15 protein-coding genes are annotated in these 13,729 nt (G+C 63.0%); 11 read left to right on the top strand and 4 right to left on the bottom strand.

Annotated features, from left to right (window positions below; genetic code table 11):
* Positions 1 to 38: 38 nt before the first annotated feature.
* The 5 genes from JF290_RS10490 to JF290_RS10470 all read left to right on the top strand — a co-directional run bounded on the left by JF290_RS10490 (position 39) and on the right by JF290_RS10470 (position 6,937).
* Positions 39 to 1,877 (top strand): ABC transporter ATP-binding protein, encoded by a 1,839-nt coding sequence (locus tag JF290_RS10490; protein WP_199024824.1) that lies wholly within the window; start codon positions 39 to 41, stop codon positions 1,875 to 1,877.
* Entirely contained in the window at positions 1,874 to 3,706 is a 1,833-nt protein-coding gene (locus JF290_RS10485) for an ABC transporter ATP-binding protein (RefSeq protein ID WP_199024823.1), read from the top strand. The genes JF290_RS10490 and JF290_RS10485 overlap by 4 nt, the downstream gene beginning before the upstream one ends.
* Positions 3,707 to 3,745: 39 nt before the next feature.
* Positions 3,746 to 4,972 (top strand): class I SAM-dependent RNA methyltransferase, encoded by a 1,227-nt coding sequence (locus JF290_RS10480; protein ID WP_199024822.1) that lies wholly within the window; start codon positions 3,746 to 3,748, stop codon positions 4,970 to 4,972.
* A gap of 100 nt (positions 4,973 to 5,072) precedes the next feature.
* Complete coding sequence (locus tag JF290_RS10475) at positions 5,073 to 5,573, top strand: L,D-transpeptidase family protein (RefSeq protein WP_199024908.1); 501 nt, start codon at positions 5,073 to 5,075, stop codon at positions 5,571 to 5,573.
* A gap of 260 nt (positions 5,574 to 5,833) precedes the next feature.
* Positions 5,834 to 6,937, top strand: coding sequence for a CaiB/BaiF CoA transferase family protein (locus tag JF290_RS10470; RefSeq protein ID WP_199024821.1), 1,104 nt, complete (start codon positions 5,834 to 5,836; stop codon positions 6,935 to 6,937).
* A gap of 56 nt (positions 6,938 to 6,993) precedes the next feature.
* Here JF290_RS10470 and dalA read toward each other — a convergent pair whose 3' ends face one another.
* On the bottom strand, positions 6,994 to 7,506 hold the full coding sequence (gene dalA, locus JF290_RS10465) for a divisome-associated lipoprotein DalA (protein WP_233155265.1): 513 nt from the start codon (positions 7,504 to 7,506) through the stop codon (positions 6,994 to 6,996).
* Positions 7,507 to 7,676: 170 nt separating this feature from the next.
* On the opposite strand from dalA, the gene JF290_RS10460 reads away from it, so the two are divergent.
* On the top strand, positions 7,677 to 8,285 hold the full coding sequence (locus tag JF290_RS10460; RefSeq protein ID WP_199024820.1) for a L,D-transpeptidase: 609 nt from the start codon (positions 7,677 to 7,679) through the stop codon (positions 8,283 to 8,285).
* Positions 8,286 to 8,421: 136 nt separating this feature from the next.
* Positions 8,422 to 8,604, top strand: a complete 183-nt coding sequence (locus JF290_RS10455; RefSeq protein ID WP_199024819.1) for a hypothetical protein — start codon at positions 8,422 to 8,424, stop codon at positions 8,602 to 8,604.
* Between the two features lie 74 nt (positions 8,605 to 8,678).
* On the opposite strand, the gene hemH is transcribed toward JF290_RS10455, so the two are convergent.
* Positions 8,679 to 9,740 (bottom strand): ferrochelatase, encoded by a 1,062-nt coding sequence (hemH, locus tag JF290_RS10450; protein WP_199024818.1) that lies wholly within the window; start codon positions 9,738 to 9,740, stop codon positions 8,679 to 8,681.
* Positions 9,741 to 9,794: 54 nt separating this feature from the next.
* Positions 9,795 to 10,613: a methyltransferase domain-containing protein gene (locus JF290_RS10445; protein ID WP_199024817.1), complete on the bottom strand. Its 819-nt coding sequence runs from the start codon at positions 10,611 to 10,613 to the stop codon at positions 9,795 to 9,797.
* 17 nt (positions 10,614 to 10,630) lie between these two features.
* On the opposite strand from JF290_RS10445, the gene JF290_RS10440 reads away from it, so the two are divergent.
* From JF290_RS10440 to JF290_RS10425, 4 genes are read left to right on the top strand one after another with little or no spacing between them, the layout of a single operon-like run.
* Positions 10,631 to 11,359, top strand: coding sequence for a ComF family protein (locus JF290_RS10440; protein ID WP_425503952.1), 729 nt, complete (start codon positions 10,631 to 10,633; stop codon positions 11,357 to 11,359).
* A gap of 38 nt (positions 11,360 to 11,397) precedes the next feature.
* The gene (gene grxC, locus JF290_RS10435; protein WP_199024816.1) at positions 11,398 to 11,655 is read left to right on the top strand and encodes a glutaredoxin 3; all 258 of its coding nucleotides are present in this window, start codon (positions 11,398 to 11,400) and stop codon (positions 11,653 to 11,655) included.
* Positions 11,655 to 12,500, top strand: coding sequence for a carbon-nitrogen hydrolase family protein (locus tag JF290_RS10430; RefSeq protein WP_199024905.1), 846 nt, complete (start codon positions 11,655 to 11,657; stop codon positions 12,498 to 12,500). The genes grxC and JF290_RS10430 overlap by 1 nt, the downstream gene beginning before the upstream one ends.
* On the top strand, positions 12,497 to 12,940 hold the full coding sequence (locus JF290_RS10425) for a MarR family winged helix-turn-helix transcriptional regulator (RefSeq protein WP_199024815.1): 444 nt from the start codon (positions 12,497 to 12,499) through the stop codon (positions 12,938 to 12,940). Before JF290_RS10430 ends, JF290_RS10425 begins: the two co-directional genes overlap by 4 nt.
* Here the strand turns inward: JF290_RS10425 and ubiG are convergent.
* The gene (ubiG, locus tag JF290_RS10420; RefSeq protein WP_199024814.1) at positions 12,937 to 13,683 is read right to left on the bottom strand and encodes a bifunctional 2-polyprenyl-6-hydroxyphenol methylase/3-demethylubiquinol 3-O-methyltransferase UbiG; all 747 of its coding nucleotides are present in this window, start codon (positions 13,681 to 13,683) and stop codon (positions 12,937 to 12,939) included. The genes JF290_RS10425 and ubiG overlap by 4 nt on opposite strands.
* Between the last annotated feature and the right edge of the window lie 46 nt (positions 13,684 to 13,729).

The following is a 13,729-nucleotide window of genomic DNA, read 5'->3' as shown; positions in this document are numbered from 1 at the left end:
AGTGCATCTTGTCGTCCGGCTCACCAGGAGCATCCGTCATGTTTCGTTTCTTTGAAAATCTCGTAGATCCCTATTGCGACTACCCCGAGCGGGACCGCCCGCCGACGCGGCTGTGGCCGTTCATGAAACTCTATGCAGAACCGTTCCGTCGCGTGTTCTTCTGGACCGCGGTGCTGTCGGTCGTCGTGGCCGCGATCGAGATCGGGCTGATCTACTACATGGGCCGGGTCGTCGACCTGCTGGGTGGAGATCCGGCCGAGGTGCTTGCCGCCCATGACGTCGAACTGATCGCCGTCGGCCTGTTCATCGTGTTCCTGCGCCCCCTTCTGCACATGCTGGATGTCGCGCTGCTCAACAACGCGATCCTGCCCAATTTCGGTACCTTGATCCGCTGGAGAGCGCACAAGCATGTGCTGCGCCAGTCCGTCGGCTGGTTCGAGAACGACTTTGCAGGCCGCATCGCCAACCGGATCATGCAGACTCCCCCGGCGGCGGGCGAGGTCGTGTTCCAAGTCTTCGACGCGATCTCGTTCTCGTTGGCCTATCTGATCGGCGCGGCGATCCTGCTGGCGGCGGCGGATCTGCGCCTGCTTCTGCCCCTGCTGGTCTGGTTTGCGCTCTACGCCCTGCTGATCCGCTGGACGGTCCGGCGCGTCGGCCCGGCGTCACAAGCGGCCTCGGATGCGCGATCGACGGTCACGGGGCGAGTGGTGGACAGCTATACCAACATCCATTCGGTCAAGATGTTCGCCCATCATGACCGTGAGTTGAGCTATGCGAAGGAGGCCATCGAGAAGACCCGCAGCACCTTCCAGACCGAGATGCGCATCTACACCAAGATGGACATGGCGCTGGTGACGCTGAACGGCTTGCTGATCGTCGGAGTGGTCGGCTGGGCGATTTACCTTTGGGCGCAGGGCACGGCCTCGGTCGGCGTGGTGGCGGCGGCGACTGCCCTGACCCTGCGGCTGAATGCCATGACCGGCTGGATCATGTGGGCGCTGACCACGTTCTTCCGGCAATTGGGCGTCGTCGCGGAGGGGATGCAAACGATTGCCCAGCCGGTCGACCTCGTGGACGATCCCGACGCGAAGCCGCTGCGCCTTGTCGAAGGCAAGATCGAGATCCGTGCATTGTCTCATCACTACGGGCGCGGCGCGGGGGGACTCGACCGGATCAGCCTGAGCATCGCGCCGGGTGAAAAGGTCGGGTTGATCGGACGCTCGGGGGCGGGAAAATCCACTTTGGTCAAGCTTCTGCTGCGCTTCTACGACCCGGAGTCGGGGCAGATCCTGATCGACGGGCAGGACATCACCGCCGTCACGCAGGACAGTTTGCGCAGCCATATCGGCATGGTTCAGCAGGACAGCGCGCTGCTGCACCGCTCGGTGCGGGACAACATCCTCTACGGTCGTCCAGACGCCACCGAGGATGAAATGATCGCCGCAGCCAGGCAGGCAGAGGCGCATGACTTCATCCTCGACTTGGCCGATCCGCAGGGACGTACCGGCTATGACTCGCATGTGGGCGAGAGAGGTGTGAAGCTCTCTGGCGGGCAGAGGCAGCGCGTGACTCTGGCGCGCGTGATCCTGAAGGACGCGCCAATCCTGGTGCTGGACGAGGCCACCAGCGCGCTGGACAGTGAGGTTGAAGCCGCCATCCAGGACACGCTCTATGGCATGATGCATGGCAAGACGGTGATCGCAATCGCGCATCGCCTGTCCACGATCGCGCAAATGGACCGTATCCTGGTGATGGACGAAGGCCGCATCGTCGAAGAGGGAAGCCATTCCGCGCTTTTGGCGCAGGGTGGCCTATATGCGCAGTTCTGGGCGCGCCAATCCGGCGGGTTCCTGAACCCGGAGGCGGCGGAATGAGCATCGAAAGCTGGATCGACCCTTTTCGCAGGGCGGAAGGCCCGCCGCCGCAAACACTGGGCGCGTTCATGCGTTGGTGTCTGGCGGGTGCCTGGCCGGCCCTGTGGCTGGCGGCGCTGCTGTCGGCGGCGGCCGGCGCGCTCGAAGCCGGCACGGCGCTGATCCTGGGGATGGTGATCGACTCGGCCGTCGCCAGCACGCCCGACGGCTTCTTCGATGGGTCCAACACCGCGATGATCGCCGTGGCTGTCGCCTTCTTCCTGATCGCGCGGCCCCTGCTATTCGGCCTGTCCGCCGCATCGAACGCGATCATCGTGCAGCCCAACGTCAACCCTTTGGTGCTGTCGCGGCTGCACCGCTGGACCCTGGGTCAGTCGATCGGATTCTTCGACGACGATTTCGCGGGAAGGATCGCGCAGAAGCAGATGCAGGCGGCGCGCGCGGTCACCGATGTCGCGGCCGAGGTCATCAACGTCGTGGCCTTTGCGTTGGCCTCTTTGCTGGGCTCGATGATCCTGTTGACGACAATAGACGTGCGCGTGACGCTTGTCTTCCTGGTCTGGCTTCTGGCCTATTTTGCAATGATTGCATGGTTCATGCCCCGGGTGCGCAAGCGGTCGGCGGCGCGCGCCGGCGCGCGGGCGATGGTGTCAGGGCAGGTGGTCGACACAATCACCAACATCAAGACGGTCAAGCTGTTCGCCCATGCCGATCACGAGGACCGCGCAGCCCTCGGCGCGATGGGCGCGTTTCGCCAGCGGGCACTGGCCTTTGGATACCTGGCCGCCGGGTTCCGGCTGTGCCTGATGACGCTGGCCGGGGTTTTGCCGGTCCTGCTGATCGGCGGTACGCTGCTTCTGTGGCAGAGGGGCATGGCCAGCGAGGGCGATATCGTCGCGGCTGGAGCGGTGGCGATCCGCATCGCGCAGATGACGGGCTGGGTCAGTTTCACCCTGATGGCGATCTATTCCAACGTGGGCGAGATCGAGGACGGGATGCGCACGCTGACGCCGCGCGCGCGCGTCGTCGACGCCCCGGACGCAACCGATCTGAAGGTCCCGGCGGGCGAGATCGTGTTTGACCACGTAAGCTTTGCCTATGGCCGCGACGTTGGGGGGGTGCAGGACATCGACCTGACGGTGCAGGCCGGCGAGAAGCTGGGCATCGTGGGTGCATCCGGTGCCGGCAAATCGACGCTCGTGTCGTTGTTGTTGCGGCTCTACACGGGAGAAGACGGGCGCATCCTGATCGACGGACAGGATCTGGAGCATGTGACGCAGGAAAGCCTGCGCCGCCAGATCGGGATGGTGACGCAGGAAACCGCCATGTTCAATCGCTCGGCGCGTGACAACATCCTCTATGGTCGCCCCGATGCGACCGAGGCCGAGTTGGTCGCCGCGGCCGAAAAGGCCGAAGCGCACGAGTTCATCACCGACCTGCAGGATTTCAAGGGCCGCACCGGCTATGACGCCCATCTGGGCGAGCGCGGCGTCAAGCTGTCGGGCGGACAACGCCAGCGCATCGCTCTGGCGCGCGCGATCCTGAAGGACGCTCCGATCCTCGTGCTTGACGAGGCCACCAGCGCGCTCGATTCCGAGGTCGAAGCCTCGATCCAGACAGCGCTGCACCGGGTGATGGAAGGCAAGACGGTTCTGGCGATCGCGCATCGCCTGTCGACCCTGTCCGAGATGGACCGGATCATCGTCATGGACCGGGGCCGCATCGTCGAAAGCGGAACCCATTCCGCCCTGCTGGCGCGGGGCGGGCTTTATGCCCAGTTCTGGAACCGCCAGTCCGGCGGCTTCATCGGAACAGAGGCCGCCGAATAGGGGCTGTTGCGCGCACCGGGTGCAAGCTATCAGGCAGACATGACGATGGAATTCACGATCAAACGCTTGGGCCATCAGGGCGATGGCATCGCGGACGGGCCGGTATACGTGCCCCGCAGCCTGCCCGGTGAGGTCGTGACAGGCACACACGCAGGCGACTCGTTGACGGACATTCGCATCGTGACGCCGTCATCGGACCGGGTGCAGCCGCCATGCCGGCACTACAAGTCCTGTGGCGGCTGCCAACTACAGCACGCGTCGGACGCCTTCGTTGCCGATTGGAAGCAGCAGGTCGTGTCTGCGGCCCTTTCCGCGCAGGGGCTGAGCGCGCCGATGCGGCCCATCGTGACCTCGCCACCGCGCTCGCGCCGCCGCGCGGTCATATCTGTTCGGCGCACCAAGAAGGGCGCGCTGGCTGGCTTCCATGGGCGCGCCTCGGATGTCATCACCCAGATTCCGGAGTGCCAATTGCTCGACCCGAGGGCGCTGGACGGTCTGGCGATTTCCGAAGCGCTGGCCGTGCTGGGTGCCAGCCGCAAGGGCGAGCTGGCGGTCACGCTGACGCTCTCTGGCGCCGGTCTCGACGTCGCGGCGAGCGGTGGCAAGCCGCTCGACGGTCCGTTGCGGGTCAGCCTCGCGCAGGCGGCTGAGCAGCATCAGCTTGCGCGGCTGGCATGGGGGGACGAGGTCATTGCCCTGCGCGAAGCCCCGTTCCAGCACTTCGGCTCTGCCCGCGTGGTGCCGCCGCCGGGCGCGTTTCTTCAGGCGACGAAACACGGAGAGACCGCGTTGCTGAACGCGGTGCGCGAAGTTGCAGAGGGGGCGTCGCACATCGTCGATCTGTTCGCGGGGTGCGGTACGTTCAGCCTGCCATTGGCGCAGGCGGCCGAGGTCATGGCGATCGAAGGGGATCGCGACATGGTCGCCGCACTGGACCAGGGCTGGCGACAGGCGGACGGATTGAAGCGGGTGGACGCGGTGACGCGCGACCTGTTTCGCCGTCCGCTGATGCCGGATGAACTGGCAAGGTTCGACATGGCGCTGCTTGACCCGCCCCGTGCCGGAGCCGAAGCCCAGATTGCGGAATTGGCGCAGTCGGACCTGGCCCGTATCGCTTGTGTCTCTTGCAACCCGGTCACCTTTGCCCGCGACGCGCGGCGGTTGGTCGATGCGGGCTTTGATCTGCAATGGGTGCAGGTGGTCGACCAGTTCCGCTGGTCCGCGCATGTGGAACTCGCTGCCGCCTTTTCGCGCAGCCACATTTGAAGAAATTCGTACTTCCAGACTGAAATGTGATTTTGCGGCACGCGCTCGCGGCTATAATCAGCACGAGAGGCAAAACCGAGTCAAAAAAAGTGAGCAGATCATGAAACGGCGCGTATTCGGACTGGGGGCATTATCGACACTTGCTGTTGCGGGATGCAGCAGCGGCCCGAAATTCCTGACCTACAACGGGCCCGAGGTGACGTCCGTCGTTGTGAACAAGGCCGACCGGCGGATGTTCCTGTTGCACAACGAAGACATCCTGAAAGCCTACAACTTCCATCTCGGCTTCGCGCCGGAGGGCCACAAGCAGGTTCGTGGTGACGGCAAGACGCCGGAGGGTAGCTATTTGATCGACCGTCGCAATCCGCGCAGCGCCTTCCATCTGTCGGTCGGGATTTCCTATCCCAACGCGCAGGACATCGCCCGGGCTCGCGCCATCGGTCAGAACCCCGGCGGCGACATTTTCATCCACGGCCAGCCAAACAACGAAAAGGCCAAGGGAAGAGACTGGACCGCCGGGTGCATCGCGGTCGAGAACGAAGAGATCGAGGAGATCTATGCGATGGTTCAGATCGGCACGCTTATCACACTGCGGGCCTGAGGGTTCGAGTCCGGTTTCAGGTGGATCGGATGCCGGTGGGATTGGTCCAAATCTGATCTCAAATTCTGGGCGCTCTTGTGGCTATCGTCGGATTTCGTGTCGTTGCATAGCCTCGCCCGCGAGGCAATTTTCGAAATCGCGAGGGTTCAGAGCAGAACAAGGACCTGACTCGCACTGGATTTCGGCCAGGGCTATTGATCGCGACGGCCTTTTACGCGTGTCGCGTCAGGGGCACCATTTGACAAACAAGGGATACACCCATGCTGGACGGTACGCGCATCATCGAAGTCGAAGGTCTGGGGCCGGGGCCGTTCGCAGGGATGATGCTGGCCGATCACGGGGCGGATGTGATCGTCGTGCATCGCAAGGACGCGAAACTGGCGCCGGGCTATCCCACCAAGAGCCTTCTGGACCGAAACAAGCGCTCCATCGCGCTCGATCTGAAAGATCCCGACGACGTTGCAACTTTCCTGAAACTCGTGGGCACAGCCGATGCGCTGATTGAAGGTTTCCGCCCTGGTGTGATGGAGCGTCTCGACATCGGGCCGGCAGAGTGCCATGCCATCAATCCGCGGCTCGTGTTCGGGCGGATGACCGGCTGGGGGCAGGAAGGGCATCTAGCCCGCTCTGCCGGACACGACATGAACTATGCCAGCCTTTCCGGAGCGCTGTGGTATGCATCGCCACCCGGGGCCGAGCCATTTGCGACTCCGACCGTTCTGGGTGATATCGCGGGTGGCGGCCTCTACCTCGTGATCGGAATTCTGATGGGGATCATGAAAGCGCGCGCGACGGGCGAGGGTACGGTGGTCGACGCGGCGATCGTCGATGGGTCCGCCAACAGCCTGAACCTGCTGATGGCGCTGGCCGGGGCCGGCATGTTGAGCGAGGAGCGGGGCCAAAGCCTGTTGGACGGTCCGCCGTGGAGCCGAAGCTATCGCTGCTCCGACGGTGGGTTCATGAGCGTGCAGTGTATCGAACCGCAGTTCTACCGCCAGTTCCTCGATCTGATCGGGTTGGTGGATCATCCTGACATGGCGGAGCAGATGAACCGCCGAAAATGGCCGCAGCAATCTGCCCTGGTCGAGCAACGCTTCCTGACCCGGACGCGCGATCATTGGGAGAAGATCTTTGCCGGAACCGATGCTTGCGTGGCGCCGGTGCTAAGCCCGCATCAGGCGGCGCGGCACGGAATCAACGCGGATCGAGGCATGTGGGTCGAAGCCTTCGGGCTGTTGCAGGCGATGCCGGCACCGCGTTTTTCCAACAGCGGGCCGCAGGTTCCGACCGACCCGCCCGATCGTGGTCAGCATAGCGCGGAAATTTTGAGCGAACTGAAGAGCGTGGCAGGCAATCGGGGCTGAAACGGCGCAACCGAACCCGTGGCAGTTGCAAGTCGAAAACCGGCGATCGACGGTTGTTAGCTGCCCATCAGCAGGGTCCACCAGATCTTGCCATTGGACTCCTGGAACCAGGAGAAGCCGATATTGACAGCCTTCGGATCGAGGATGACCTGCCGTGTGCCTGGCTGATCCATCCATGCGGCAAGGGTCTCAAGCTCGTTCTCGAAGGTTTCCGAGATGTTTTCACCCAACATCTGTCCGGGATATCCGGCACGGGCGACCCGGTCGATCGGCGAGGAGCCGTCCGAACCGAAATGCCAGGGACGATTCTGCCGCGCCATGTCGCGTGAATGCGTCTCGGCGGCGGCGTTCAATTGCGAGTTCAATTGCACGGGGCCGGCCCCGGACGCCGCCCGCAGCGCGTTGACCGAATCGACCAGGCGGAACTGGATTCGCGAGGTATCGCTGTTGCGGATCTTGTAGACGGTCGGCAGCGGTTGGCCATCTGCTCCAATGCGCGAAGACGAATTCTGCGCGCCGCACGCGCTCAGCAGCAGGAGAACCGCCAAGAGTATCGAAAGAACACGCAACTTGCTTCACCCCGTATTTGATGTCGCCGTATCGAATACCCGTTCTGGCACGGCGGCGCAAACTCACAAGATTGGAAGAGAGCAGGTTGTCCGAGTTTGATTTGCGACTGCGGCTTTCTGGCCATATCATGGGGCTTGACCGGAAAACAGGAACGAAAGCGAGTCGCGCCATGACCAAACGCCCCGACTTTTCGACCTCACGCCGCATGTTTCTGGCGACCAGCGCCGCATTTGTCGGCACACCTCTGTTCGCTCAGCAACAGGACGAGACCGAATACGACCCCCTGCGCCCGCCACCTGAACCCGAAGCTCCGGTGCGCCGCAACATCTCCAGCTTCAGGGGTGTTCAGTGGCGACCCTATTTCAGCAATCTGCGCAACGGCGCGATTCTCGTCGATACAACCTCGCGAGCGCTGCACTACTGGTCCGAGGACCAAAGCGTCTACAAGCTTTACCCGTCGAGTGTTCCGCTGACGCCCGAGATGACCCGGAAGGGCCGAACCAGCGTGATCCGCAAGGTCGAAGGTCCGGGTTGGAGCCCGACTCCCTCGATGCGAAAGCGCAATCCGGAATGGCCTGCCTACATCCCGCCTGGCCCGGACAACCCGCTCGGCACCCATGCGCTGTATCTCAGTTGGAAGTATTATCGCATCCACGGCACCCACGATAACCGCAAGATCGGGCGCCAATCCTCGAATGGGTGCATTGGTCTCTACAACGAGCACATCGCCGAGTTGTTTTCGATGGCGAAGGTCGGAACACAAGTGTTGCTAATTTGACGACATCGCTGGTTGCAGAGCGAAGCGAAGATCAACAAGCATTTGCAATCCCTGTGCATTGCTGCTTAGAAAAAGTCACGAGGTAAGTCTTGATGCGTGGTTCAGTGTGTGAATCGCGCGAACTCTGGAGGTTAATATGAAGAAACTCGTTCTCGCCGCTGCACTGGCTGCTGCTGCTTCGACTGCAACCGCCGGCAACCTGGCAGAGCCCGTCGTGGAAGCGCCCGTGGTTGTTGAAGAAACCCGCAGCTCCTCGAGCGGCATCTGGCTGCCCCTGATCCTGCTGGTTCTGGTTGGCGCTGCAGTCGCATCCAGCTAAGCTGAGCGAACAGACCAAAGAAAAAGGCGGTGGATTTCCACCGCCTTTTTTTGTTACCCGACCGACCGCGTGGATCAGTCGATCCAGCCCTTCAGGTTCTGCTCGATCACACCGGACAACGCCGCGATATGGGCATCGTCGTCATTCAGGCACGGGATGTACGTGAAGGTCTCACCGCCGGCCTCCTCGAAGCTTTCCTTGATCTCCTCGTTGATCTCTTCCAGCGTTTCGATGCAGTCGGCCGAAAAAGCCGGCGCGCAGACGGCGATGTTCTTTTTGCCGGCCTCGGCGAGGCGCGCGACCTCTTCAACCGTGTAGGGTTGAAGCCATTCCTCCGGCCCGAAGCGGGATTGGAACGTGGTGATGATATCCGTATCGGGCCAGCCGAGGCGTTCCTTTAGCAGCCGCGTCGTTTTCTGGCACTGGCAGTGATAGGGATCGCCTTCCATCAGATAGCGGATCGGCACCCCGTGGTAGGAACAGACGAGGATGTCGGGCCGCTTCTCGAGCTTCGCATAGGCGCGCTCGATGGATTGCGCCAACGCGTCGATATAGGCAGGCTGGTCGAAATAGGGTTCCACGGTGCGCGTCACCGGTTGCCACTTCTCGGCCATCAACGCGCGGAAGAATGCATCGTTCGCGGTGGCAGATGTGGCCCCGGCATAGTGCGGATAAAGCGGGAAGAACAGGATCTTGCGGCATCCCGCCTCGATCATCGCGCGCACTTTTGACGGGGTCGACGGGTTGCCGTAGCGCATGCAGAAATCGACCATCACCTGATCGCCATAGCGCGCTTTCATCGACGTCTTGATCTTGGCGGTCTGCTGCTTGGTGATCGTCATCAGCGGGCTTTCCCCCGCTTCTTCGTTCCAGATCGACTTGTAGGCTGCGCCGCTGGAGAACGGGCGTTTGGTCAGGATCACCAGTTGCAGCAGCGGTTGCCACTTCCACGAGGCGTAGTCGATGACGCGCTTGTCCGACAGAAATTCGTTCAGATAGCGGCGCATCGACCAATAGTCGTAGTTGTCCGGCGTGCCGAGATTGGCGAGCAGGATTCCGACCTTCTCTGCCGGAACCGCCGGGTGATCGGCGGGCGCGTGTGTCGGGCGGGCAGAGATGGGGGTCGTGTCAAGCATAACGTGGTCCTGAGTTTTTGGATCGTTGTGCAGATAACCGCTTTTGGTCTCGGGTCAATCGGGCAGTTTGGTTTCGGTCGTGTTCAGTGCATCCGCCAGCCGGGCCGCGGCCGATCCGGGCCGCAATGGTTTGGGCTGGCTGTCCGCCGGAGCCCAACCGGTCAGACAGACCAGTTCAAAGGTCGCGGGCAGCTTTCCATCCGCGGTGGCGAAGCGGTGACGATAGAGATGTTCGGCACGCTCGAAAACGGCCCGCCGGGTTGGACGGCGCAGGCGGCCGGCCAGTGCGTTGCTCTCTCCCATGTCGCGCAGATCGTGCATGAGGTGCGTCATGTCGCGATATTGCGCCGTGGTGGTCACGCTATCGGCCACAGGCAAGGCGAGGTCCGCGCGCTGCAGGAGCGCACCCAGATCGCGGATCTCGGCCATCGGGGCGACCCGTGGTGACAGCCCGCCCGTCTCGCGGCTTTCCGCTTCGGCCAGTGCCGCGCGCAATTCGTGCAGCGTCTGCCCGCCCAGAAGAACCGCCAGGAAAAGACCGTCCGGGCGCAAGGCGCGCCGGCACTGTATGATCTGTCCCACCGGGTCGGAGGCCCAGTGCAGACACATGGCGTGGATCACGAGGTCATACCGGCCTGCCTTCAAGGGAAGAATGTCTTCGTCTTCGACCACTTCGGCGTTCGGCATCCACTGTGCCCAGAAACCGGGAAATCCGCTGACGATGGCGGGGCGCGTAAATGACCTGTTAACCATGGAGAGGCGATCTTCCACCTCGTCCGCTGCAAGCTGTTGCAGGAACAGGTCGGTGCCGTGCGCGCGTTGGCGGTGCTGCGCCAGGGCAGCGCGGTCGAAAAGGAGAGGCGTCTGGGTCATGGGCGGAAACTAGGCTGATGCGGATGCGGTTTCAAACAGCTGTTTCATTGCTCTATCCGCCGCGATGCCTAGGATGCGGCGAGATCGTGGACAGCGACTTCGGTCTCTGCGGCACATGCTGGCGCGATACGCCTTTCATTGGCGGCACTGTGTGCGAATCCTGTGGCACACCGGTTCCGGGCAAGGCGGATGGCTACCGGACCGAATGCGACGATTGCATGCGGACACCGCGCCCCTGGACCGACGGGCGTTCGGCTCTTCTCTACGAGGGGCGCGCCAAACGCATGATCCTGGCACTGAAACACGGCGATCGCCCGGAAATCGCGCGACCCGCGTCGCTTTGGATGGCGCGGGCTGCGCGACCGTTGTTACGCGACCACATGCTGATCGCGCCGGTTCCGCTGCATTGGACGCGCCTTTTGAAACGGCGCTACAATCAGTCGGCGCTTCTGGCGCAGGCTCTCGCACAGGAGACCGGATTGGCCGTTTGCCCCGACCTTCTGACCCGGCCAAAGCGCACGGCGGCACTTGGTGGAAAGACGGCACAGCAGCGTTTCGACGATCTCGCCGGGGCGATCGCGGTGCATCCGCGGCGCAGGCATCGTTTGGCCGCGCGTGCGATCCTGCTGGTTGACGATGTGATGACAACCGGCGCGACACTGGCGGTGAGCGCGGAGGCCTGTCTTGCAGCCGGGGCAAGCGAGGTATGCGTTCTGACACTGGCGCGTGTTGCAAAGCGGCCCTAAATCCTCGACAAACGCGCAAGCAAGCAGAGGGGTTCAGTATGCAACCGGTCGAAATCTACACGTCGCCACTTTGCGGCTTTTGCCACGCAGCCAAACGCCTCCTGACCCAGAAGGGCGTCGAGTTTTCGGAAATCGACGTATTGGCGAACCCGGACCGCAAGCCCGAGATGATCCAGCGCGCCAATGGCGGGCGCACGGTCCCGCAGATCTTCATCGGCGATGTGCATGTCGGAGGTTGCGACGACCTGTTCGCGCTGGAACGCGCGGGCAAACTCGATCCGCTGCTGGCCGCGTGATGAAGGCAGCGCTGCTCCAGCTGTGCTCGTCGGACGATCCGGCCGAAAACCTCGCGACCATCAGGGATCATGTCGCATCGGCTGCAACGGCGGGCGCGGAACTGGTCCTGACGCCCGAAGTCAGCAATTGCGTTTCGACCAGCCGCAGCCATCAGGCCGAGGTTCTGGTCGAGGAATCGGAGGACAGGACGTTGGCGGGCCTGCGCGAACAGGCTCGAGACTCCGGCGTCTGGTTGCTGATCGGGTCGCTGGGGCTCAAGACCACGGACGCGGACGGGCGGTTCGCGAACCGGTCCTTCCTGATCGGACCCGATGGCGGCATCGTCGCGCGCTATGACAAGATCCACATGTTCGACGTCCAGGTGACACCAGAGGAAACCTATCGCGAATCCGACGGCTACCGGCCCGGCGACCGGGCCGTCGTCGCCGAAACGCCGTTCGGCAAGATCGGCATGACGATTTGCTACGATGTCCGCTTCGCACATCTCTATCACGCGCTGGCGCAGGCCGGTGCGCGAATCCTGACCGTGCCGGCGGCGTTTTCGCATGTCACCGGCGCGGCGCATTGGCACACGCTGTTGCGGGCGCGGGCGATCGAGACCGGGTGTTTCGTGCTCGCCCCGGCCCAGACGGGCGAACACAAGGCGCAGAGGGGAAAGACGCGGCGCACCTATGGCCACAGTCTCGCGGTGTCGCCCTGGGGCGAGGTTCTGCTCGATGCGGGTACCAATGCCGGCGTCCACTTCGTCGATCTCGACCTAGGCGCGGTCGATGACGCACGGCGCAAGGTGCCCTCGCTCAGTCATGTGCGACCGTTTCGGAGCCCGGGCGAGGGAGCGGGATGACGGATGACACCAATGCCCTCGCGGTGTCGCTGTTCAGCGAGATCCTGACCACGGAACAGTTGCTGCGCAACCGTCTGTCCAGGGTTCTGCCAAAGGGCATGGAGCTTTCGCATTTCTCGGTTCTGAACCACCTGGCGTTCATCTCCGACGAACGTTCGCCGGCTCAGCTTGCGGCGACTTTTCACGTAACGCGCGGGGCGATGACGAACACGCTGACGAAACTGGAATGGGCGGGCTATGTGCATATCCGGCCCGATTGGGACGACGCGCGGCGCAAAATGGTCGCGATCAGCCCGGCGGGCCGGCAAGCGCGCGATCAGGCGATCGCGGTTCTGACACCGGTGATCAACCAGGTGGTGGCCGAGATGGGCGCGACCAAGGTCCGCACCGTCCTGCCGGTTCTGCGGGACCTGCGCGCGCGGCTCGAACGCGGCGACTAGGCCGGTCGGACGCTTGCCGTGACGTAGTTCACGCTCAGGTCGCGCGGCGACAGGCTCCAGGACCAGGTGATCGGGTTGAAGACGAAGCCCTTGCGGTCGACCGGGGTCAGCCCGGCCTGCCCGAGCAGGTCGTAAAGTTCTTCGGGCGTGATGAATTTCGACCATTCATGCGTGCCCTTGGGCAGCCAGCGCATCACCACCTCGGCGCCGATGATTGCCATCATGTAGGATTTCGAGTTGCGGTTGATCGTCGAGCAGATGTGCAGCCCGCCGGGCTTGAGCAGCGTCTTGCAAGCGGACAGGTAGCCGAGCGGATCGGCAACATGTTCGACCACTTCCATGTTCAGCACCACGTCGAACTGTTCGCCGGATTCGGCCAGCGCCTCGGCCGTGGTGTGGCGGTAATCGATCGCCAGACCGGATTGCGCCGCGTGGACCTGTGCGACCGGAATATTGCGCTCGGCCGCATCCGCTCCAACCACCTTGGCGCCGAGTCGCGCCATCGGTTCGGCCAGAAGACCGCCGCCACAGCCGATGTCGAGAATGCGCAACCCCTTGAAGGGCGCCTGCGCCATGAGGTCACGTTCGTATTCGCCGGCGATCTGTGTCGTGATATAGTCGAGTCGGCACGGATTCAGCATATGAAGCGGTTTGAACTTGCCGTTGGGATCCCACCACTCGGCGGCCATGGCTTCGAATTTCGCGATCTCGGTGGGGTCGACCGTGTTCAGAGGCGCTTGCATTCCTGTCTCCGTGTGATCTTTTGGACTCGGGAGCCTATATAGAGCA

This window comes from Sedimentitalea arenosa, assembly GCF_016428585.1.
Taxonomy (GTDB): domain Bacteria; phylum Pseudomonadota; class Alphaproteobacteria; order Rhodobacterales; family Rhodobacteraceae; genus Sedimentitalea; species Sedimentitalea arenosa.
The sequence above is the reverse complement of the archived record's forward strand: the minus strand, read 5'-3'. Positions and strand labels throughout refer to the sequence as shown.

Excerpts from the sequence above, each read along its gene's own strand:
- JF290_RS10490 (WP_199024824.1), top strand. The coding sequence starts at position 39 with ATGTTTCGTTTCTTTGAAAATCTCGTAGATCCCTATTGCGACTACCCC.
- JF290_RS10485 (WP_199024823.1), top strand. The coding sequence starts at position 1,874 with ATGAGCATCGAAAGCTGGATCGACCCTTTTCGCAGGGCGGAAGGCCCG.
- JF290_RS10480 (WP_199024822.1), top strand. The coding sequence starts at position 3,746 with ATGACGATGGAATTCACGATCAAACGCTTGGGCCATCAGGGCGATGGC.
- JF290_RS10475 (WP_199024908.1), top strand. The coding sequence starts at position 5,073 with ATGAAACGGCGCGTATTCGGACTGGGGGCATTATCGACACTTGCTGTT.
- JF290_RS10470 (WP_199024821.1), top strand. The coding sequence starts at position 5,834 with ATGCTGGACGGTACGCGCATCATCGAAGTCGAAGGTCTGGGGCCGGGG.
- JF290_RS10460 (WP_199024820.1), top strand. The coding sequence starts at position 7,677 with ATGACCAAACGCCCCGACTTTTCGACCTCACGCCGCATGTTTCTGGCG.
- JF290_RS10455 (WP_199024819.1), top strand. The coding sequence starts at position 8,422 with ATGAAGAAACTCGTTCTCGCCGCTGCACTGGCTGCTGCTGCTTCGACT.
- hemH (WP_199024818.1), bottom strand. The coding sequence starts at position 9,740 with ATGCTTGACACGACCCCCATCTCTGCCCGCCCGACACACGCGCCCGCC.
- JF290_RS10445 (WP_199024817.1), bottom strand. The coding sequence starts at position 10,613 with ATGACCCAGACGCCTCTCCTTTTCGACCGCGCTGCCCTGGCGCAGCAC.
- JF290_RS10440 (WP_425503952.1), top strand. The coding sequence starts at position 10,631 with ATGCGGATGCGGTTTCAAACAGCTGTTTCATTGCTCTATCCGCCGCGA.
- grxC (WP_199024816.1), top strand. The coding sequence starts at position 11,398 with ATGCAACCGGTCGAAATCTACACGTCGCCACTTTGCGGCTTTTGCCAC.
- JF290_RS10430 (WP_199024905.1), top strand. The coding sequence starts at position 11,655 with ATGAAGGCAGCGCTGCTCCAGCTGTGCTCGTCGGACGATCCGGCCGAA.
- JF290_RS10425 (WP_199024815.1), top strand. The coding sequence starts at position 12,497 with ATGACGGATGACACCAATGCCCTCGCGGTGTCGCTGTTCAGCGAGATC.
- ubiG (WP_199024814.1), bottom strand. The coding sequence starts at position 13,683 with ATGCAAGCGCCTCTGAACACGGTCGACCCCACCGAGATCGCGAAATTC.